This is a genomic window from Pseudomonas cyclaminis (assembly GCF_015163715.1).
In the GTDB taxonomy this organism is placed as follows: domain Bacteria; phylum Pseudomonadota; class Gammaproteobacteria; order Pseudomonadales; family Pseudomonadaceae; genus Aquipseudomonas; species Aquipseudomonas cyclaminis.
This window is the reverse complement of the sequence record NZ_JADDUM010000146.1, coordinates 20,565-27,416: the sequence shown is the minus strand read 5'-3', so window position 1 is coordinate 27,416 and position 6,852 is coordinate 20,565. Positions and strand designations below refer to the sequence as shown.

The following is a 6,852-nucleotide window of genomic DNA, read 5'->3' as shown; positions in this document are numbered from 1 at the left end:
AAGAACGAAACCGAACAGACCCGCGTAATTCTGTTCTGCGACATTGAGCGGCCGTTGAGCAACGGTTTTATGACCCGCGTAAACCGTTGGGTCAGCAAGCAACTGGGCCGCGCCACCGCGCCACAGAACCTGGATGACGAGCGCGTTGGCGGGATCAACCAGGCGTATGCCTGGAGCAAGACCTTCAGCGACAAGTTCAGCGGCCAGGTCAAGCAGTGGAAGCGTAAGCATCCCAAGGCTTACCGCATTGCGCGGCCGGTGCTGGCGGTGGTCGTGCTGGTGCTGCTGTGGAAGTGGCTGTTCGGCTGATCTGAAAGTTTAAACGCGGTCAAAAATGTGGGAGGGGGCAAGCCCCCTCCCACATTTGATCTCCAGTGTTGGATGTTCTATTCGAGAACGACCAGACGGTTGGGCAATTCATTACGCGCCTGCGTCACCGGCACATGCACCTTCAACAACTCGCCACACGCCTCGATACAGGCAATGAACCCCGCCAACGTCTGCCCCTGCTTCACCTGCTGGGTAAACGCCTTGACGATCCCATCCCAATTGCTGTCATCCAAGCGTTTGGAAATGCCGTCATCCACCAGGATCTCCACATAACGCTCGGCCTCGCTGACAAAAATCAGCACACCGGTACTGCCCAACGTGTGGTGCAGGTTCTGCTCCAGAAACTGCCGGCGCGCCAGGTTGGACGCCCGCCAGTGGCGCACCGAGCGCGGGATCAAGCGGGTCGTCACCTTGGGCAAACGAAACACCAGGCACAGCACAATGAAGGTCAGCCACTGGGCCAACAACAAGGTGTACATGGTCAGGTAGCCCGACAGGTAATGCACCACGCCCGGCACCACCAGGGCGATCAAGCTGGCCCACAACAAGGGGATGTAGGCGTAGTCGTCGGCACGCGCAGCCAGCACGGTGACCAGCTCGGCGTCGGTCTGTTGCTCGACCCGGGCAATCGCCTCGGCGACTTGGCGTTGCTCGTGTTCAGTCAGTAATGCCATGGTTGTACATGCTCTTTTCTAGTTATTGTCATCACCAGCCACCTGAAGCGCCGCCACCGCCGAAACCGCCACCGCCGCCCCGGAAACCACCGCCGCCACCGCCCCCCCCCGCCGCCGCGTCCGCTGCTGCTGAGAATAGCCAGCAAGATCGCGCCCACCGGCAGCCCCATACGGTTGCACAACCACAACACGCCGATCAGCAGGATAAACAGGCCAATGGAAAACCCTGGATTATCCTTGGCAAAGTTGGCGTCCGCCACATGGGCCGGCACGGCCAATGGCTCACCACCGACCACCTGGATCATCGCGGCCACGCCATCGCTGATGCCCTGGCTGAAATGGCCGGCTTTGAATTTGGGGGTGATCACCTGATTGATGATGACCCAGGACTGCGCATCGGTCAGCACACCTTCCAGGCCATAGCCGACTTCGATGCGCAATGTGCGCTCATCGCGGGCGACGATCAACAGCGCGCCGTTGTCCTTGCCCTTCTGGCCGATGCCCCAGTGGCGGCCCAATTGATAACCGAAGTCTTCAATGGGCACGCCTTGCAGGTCGGGCACGGTGACCACCACGATCTGGTCGCCAGAGGTTTGCTCCAGCGCCTGCAACTGCTGGGTCAACTGCGCACGCACCGCCGGGTCGATCATCTGGGCGTTGTCCACCACCCGCCCGGTCAACTCCGGGAAGGTCAACGCCGCGTGGGCCGCCCCGACGCAGGCCAGCAGCCACAGCGCCAGGCCTATCCGTAATAAGCGCATCGGCTTACTTGAACTTCACTTGCGGCGCTTTATCGGCATCGGCACTGGTGGCTTCAAACGTCTGGCGGATCGGCAAGTCGCTGTACATCACGCTGTGCCACAGGCGACCCGGGAAGGTGCGGATCTCGGTGTTGTAGGCCTGGACGGCCTGGATAAAGTCGCGGCGGGCCACGGCGATGCGGTTTTCGGTGCCTTCAAGTTGGGATTGCAGGGCCAGGAAGTTCTGGTTGGCCTTCAGGTCCGGGTAGCGCTCGGACACCACCATCAAACGGCTGAGGGCGCCGCTCAAGCCATCCTGGGCTTGCTGGAACTGCTTGAGTTTCTCGGGATTGTCGAGGGTGCTGGCATCCACTTGGATCGACGTGGCCTTGGCACGCGCTTCGATCACGGCAGTGAGGGTGTCTTGTTCATGGGCAGCATAGCCCTTGACCACTTCCACCAGGTTGGGGATCAGGTCGGCGCGGCGTTGGTATTGGTTCTGCACCTGGCCCCAGGCGGCTTTGGCCTGTTCGTCCAGGGTGGGAATGGTGTTGATGCCGCAACCGCTCAGCACCGTGCTGATCAATAGCAAAGCCGCGGCCTTGAAGCCCCAGCGGTAACCTTGTGCTGCTTGCATGGTGTTTCTCCTGAGCAATCTTGATGGAATTTGACGACTGACCCTATAAACCGCGCGCTTGGGGCATAATCCGCTCCCACTACTGGATTGCATCGAATCATTCAGCTAAAAAGATGCCCAGCGCAAATAAGAGTTCAGAAGTGTGGTGCATTTTCTGCAATAACACTCGAACAACAACATATGTTCCCCACATTTTGGCAGAACAGCGCATGTTCGCTGTGCAGTGAGCCGAAAAAGGATATTCATGAAGAAGCTGTGTTTGCTCGGCCTTGTTGCCACGCTGGCCACCCAACCCGTCTGGGCAGAAACAAAGCCTGCTGCGCTTAAAGACAAGGACGCCTTCGTCAGCGACCTGCTCAAGCAGATGACCCTCGATGAAAAGATCGGCCAATTGCGCCTGATCAGCATCGGCCCCGAAATGCCCCGCGAGATGATCCGCAAGGAAATCGCCGCCGGCCGCATCGGGGGCACGTTCAACTCCATCACCCGCCCGGAAAACCGGCCGATGCAGGACGCGGCCATGCGCAGCCGCTTGAAGATCCCGATGTTCTTCGCCTACGACGTGATCCACGGCCACCGCACGATTTTCCCGATCAGCCTGGCCCTGGCGTCCAGCTGGGACATGGACGCCATCGGCCGCTCCGGGCGCATCGCCGCCCAGGAAGCCGCCGCCGACAGCCTCGACATCACTTTCGCACCGATGGTCGACATCTCCCGCGACCCACGCTGGGGCCGTACCTCCGAAGGTTTCGGCGAGGACACCTACCTGGTCTCGCGCATTGCCGAAGTCATGGTCAAGGCCTTCCAGGGCGCCAGCGCCGCGAACGCCGACAGCATCATGGCCAGCGTCAAGCACTTCGCCCTGTACGGCGCGGTGGAAGGCGGGCGCGACTACAACGTAGTCGACATGAGCCCGGTCAAGATGTACCAGGACTACCTGCCGCCGTACCACGCTGCGATCAAGGCCGGTTCCGGCGGCGTGATGGTGGCGCTGAACTCGATCAACGGCGTGCCCGCCACCGCCAACACCTGGCTGATGAACGACCTGCTGCGCAAGGACTGGGGCTTCAAGGGCCTGGCCGTCAGCGACCACGGCGCGATCTTCGAACTGATCAAGCACGGCGTGGCCAAGGACGGGCGCGAAGCCGCCAAGCTGGCGATCAAGGCCGGCATCGACATGAGCATGAACGACTCGCTGTACGGCAAGGAATTGCCGGGGCTGCTCAAGTCCGGTGAGATCGAGCAAAGCGACATCGACAACGCCGTACGCGAAGTGCTCGGCGCCAAGTACGACATGGGCCTGTTCAAGGACCCGTACCTGCGCATCGGCAAGGCCGAGGATGACCCGGCCGACACCTACGCCGACAGCCGCCTGCACCGCGCCGAAGCCCGCGATATCGCGCGTCGCAGCCTGGTATTGCTGAAAAACCAGAACAACACCCTGCCACTGAAAAAATCCGCGACCATCGCCCTGGTCGGCCCGTTGGCCAAGGCGCCGATCGACATGATGGGCAGTTGGGCCGCTGCCGGTAAGCCGGAACAGTCGGTAACCCTGCTCGACGGTTTGAATGCGGTGATCGGCGAGAAAGGCAAGATCATCTACGCCCGTGGCGCCAACATCACCAACGACAAGGCCGTGGTCGACTACCTCAACTTCCTCAACTTCGATGCCCCGGAAGTGGTGGATGACAAGCGTGCGCCCCAGGTGCTGATCGATGAAGCCGTCAAAGCAGCCAAGGATGCCGACGTGATCGTCGCCGCCGTGGGCGAGTCCCGTGGCATGTCCCACGAGTCGTCGAGCCGCACCGACCTGAACATCCCGCAGAGCCAGCGCGACCTGATCAAGGCGCTGAAGGCCACCGGCAAGCCGCTGGTACTGGTGCTGATGAACGGTCGCCCGCTGTCGATTCTGGAAGAGAACCAACAGGCCGACGCGATCCTGGAAACCTGGTTCGCCGGCACCGAAGGCGGCAACGCCATCGCCGATGTGCTGTTCGGCGACTACAACCCGTCGGGCAAACTGCCAATCACTTTCCCACGCTCCGTGGGGCAGATTCCGACCTACTACAACCACCTGACCATCGGCCGGCCGTTCACCCCAGGCAAGCCGGGCAACTACACCTCGCAATACTTCGATGACACCACCGGGCCGCTGTTCCCGTTTGGGTATGGCCTGAGCTACACCACCTTCAGCCTGTCGGACATGGCGCTGTCGTCCACCACGCTGAACAAGACCGGCAAGCTCGACGCCAGCGTCACCGTGCAGAACACCGGCAAGGTCGACGGCGAAACCGTGGTGCAGTTGTATATCCAGGACGTGGCCGGCTCGATGATCCGCCCGATCAAGGAGCTGAAGAACTTCCAGAAGGTCATGCTCAAGGCTGGGGAAGAGCGCACCTTGCACTTCACCATCACCGAGGAAGACTTGAAGTTCTACAACACCCAGCTCAAGTTCGCGGCGGAACCGGGTGAGTTCAATGTGCAGATCGGGCTGGATTCCCAGGATGTGCAACAGCAGACGTTCGAACTGTTGTAACAGCTGGCTGTTAGCTGCGAGCTTCAAGCTTCAAGCTGCAAGAGAGAGCAGTTCTGCTTTAACTTGCAGCTTGTAGCTTGTAGCTTGTAGCTTGTAGCTTGTAGCTTGTAGCTTGTAGCTTGCAGCTGTTTCTAACTCCTTCTGTCAAGAAGGTTCACCACCAACCGATCAATCCAGCCCCACACTCGCTGCTTTACCCGCCGCCACAATGGCCGCGCCTTCCACGCTTCCAGGCTGACCAGCTGGCTCTGGGCAAAATCCGCGGTAAAACTCGCCACCACCGCCTGCGTCAATTGCGGGTCCAACGCTTCAAGGTTGGCTTCCAGGTTGAAGCGCAGGTTCCAGTGATCGAAGTTGCACGAGCCGATGCTCACCCAGTCATCCACCAGCACCATCTTCAGGTGCAAAAAGCACGGCTGGTATTCAAAGATCTGCACGCCCGAGCGCAACAAACGCGGGTAATAACGATGCCCGGCATAACGCACGGACGGGTGATCGGTGCGTGGGCCGGTCAGCAGCAAACGCACATCCACCCCGCGCCCAGCCGCCCGGCGCAAGGCACGGCGCACGCCCCAGGTGGGCAGGAAATACGGCGTGGCCAGCCAGATTCGCGTCTTGCTGTTGTTGAGTGCACGGATCAGCGATTGCAGGATGTCGCGGTGCTGACGGGCGTCGGCATACGCGACGCGGCCCAGACCCGGCCCGGTCGCCGGCACTTTGGGCAAGCGCGGCAAACCGAAATGGGTGGCGGGCTTCCACTCCCGGCGCGCCCCGTTGGCGTGCCATTGGCGGTCGAACAGCGCCTGCCAGTCCTGCACCAGGGGGCCGCTGATTTGCACCATCACTTCGTGCCATTCGGCGTTGTCTTCGCCCGGCGTCCAGAATTCATCGGTGACGCCGGTGCCGCCGACCACGGCGATGTCCTGGTCGATGAGCAGCAGCTTACGGTGGTCGCGGTACAGATTACGCATCCAACGGCGCCAGCTCAGGCGATTGTAGAAACGCAGCGTCACACCGGCATCGGTCAAACGCTTGCGCAGCCCCAGGGTAAAGGCGAGGCTGCCGTAGTCATCGAACAGGCAACGCACCTGCACGCCGCGTTCGGCGGCCAGCACCAGCGCCTGCACCATGGCTTCGGCGCAAGCGCCCGCCTCCACCAGGTACAACTCCAGATCCACCTGGCGCTCAGCGCGGGCAATGCCCACCAGCATCTGGGGGAAGAAATTCGGTCCGTCGATCAACAACTCGAAACGGTTGGCGCTGCGCCATGGGAACACTGCGCCGCTCACGTCAGCGCGCCGTAAAAATCAGCACCGCACCCACCGGCACCGACAAACTGATCGACTTGAGCCCCGCGGCTTCACGCAATCCCGCCACACCCGGCGCCAGGTCGAAATCCTCGGCGTGCAATACCACGGGCTCCAGGGTCACTACCTGGAAGCGCCGATCATCCAGGCGCGTGGCCAGCAATTCGGCGCTGTAGGTCTGGGTCTTGCCGTGCAAGGTCACGCTCAGCGGCAGGCGCAACTCCAACTGCGCGCCGGGGGCCAGGTCATTGATGGGTTGCAGGTTGATCTGTGCACTGATCAGCGCATCGGGAAACGTCTTGATCTCGAACAGCTGGTTGCGCATGCGCTCGTCACGCAAGGGGATGCCACTGTTGACCGAGTCCAACTCCACTTCCACCTGCGCCGCGCCCTTGCTGTCGACTTTGCCGTGCAGCACCAGGAAGCGATGGACTTCAGCGATCTCGGTGTTTTTGGTGGTGACGAACGACAGCCGCGAGGATTCGTTATCCAGGTACCAATCGGCCTGGGCGGGGATAGCGGCGCAGGTCAGTAACGTGAAGGCCAGAAGTTTGACATTGAACATAAAGACTCGTGGGGCAAAAAACCTGCACGAACCTTAAGCGCATGTCAGGAACGGCGCAAATCC

5 protein-coding genes and 2 pseudogenes are annotated in these 6,852 nt (G+C 61.1%); 2 read left to right on the top strand and 5 right to left on the bottom strand.

The features are described 5' to 3' along the window. Window positions 1–309, top strand: a pseudogene (locus tag IQK56_RS18485) (aspartyl/asparaginyl beta-hydroxylase domain-containing protein); the annotation flags it as partial. 77 nt (window positions 310–386) lie between these two features. Here the strand turns inward: IQK56_RS18485 and IQK56_RS18480 are convergent. The 3 genes and pseudogenes from IQK56_RS18480 to IQK56_RS18470 form a co-directional block, all read right to left on the bottom strand. Beyond that, window positions 387–1,004: a TPM domain-containing protein gene (locus tag IQK56_RS18480; RefSeq protein ID WP_150674740.1), complete on the bottom strand. Its 618-nt coding sequence runs from the start codon at window positions 1,002–1,004 to the stop codon at window positions 387–389. Between the two features lie 31 nt (window positions 1,005–1,035). After that, window positions 1,036–1,765, bottom strand: a pseudogene (locus tag IQK56_RS18475) (TPM domain-containing protein). A gap of 4 nt (window positions 1,766–1,769) precedes the next feature. After that, window positions 1,770–2,381, bottom strand: a complete 612-nt coding sequence (locus IQK56_RS18470; protein ID WP_032888315.1) for a LemA family protein — start codon at window positions 2,379–2,381, stop codon at window positions 1,770–1,772. Window positions 2,382–2,625: 244 nt separating this feature from the next. On the opposite strand from IQK56_RS18470, the gene bglX reads away from it, so the two are divergent. Continuing rightward, window positions 2,626–4,917 carry a beta-glucosidase BglX gene (gene bglX / locus IQK56_RS18465; RefSeq protein WP_193862672.1) on the top strand — a complete coding sequence of 764 codons (2,292 nt, stop codon included), beginning with the start codon at window positions 2,626–2,628 and terminating at the stop codon, window positions 4,915–4,917. Window positions 4,918–5,048: 131 nt separating this feature from the next. Here bglX and IQK56_RS18460 read toward each other — a convergent pair whose 3' ends face one another. Together IQK56_RS18460 and IQK56_RS18455 are read right to left on the bottom strand one after the other, a co-directional pair. Then, window positions 5,049–6,206, bottom strand: a complete 1,158-nt coding sequence (locus tag IQK56_RS18460; RefSeq protein ID WP_193901779.1) for a phospholipase D-like domain-containing protein — start codon at window positions 6,204–6,206, stop codon at window positions 5,049–5,051. A gap of 1 nt (window position 6,207) precedes the next feature. Further along, a complete protein-coding gene (locus IQK56_RS18455; protein ID WP_150762381.1) occupies window positions 6,208–6,789 on the bottom strand; it encodes a YceI family protein in 582 nt (193 codons plus the stop codon). Window positions 6,790–6,852 lie beyond the last annotated feature (63 nt).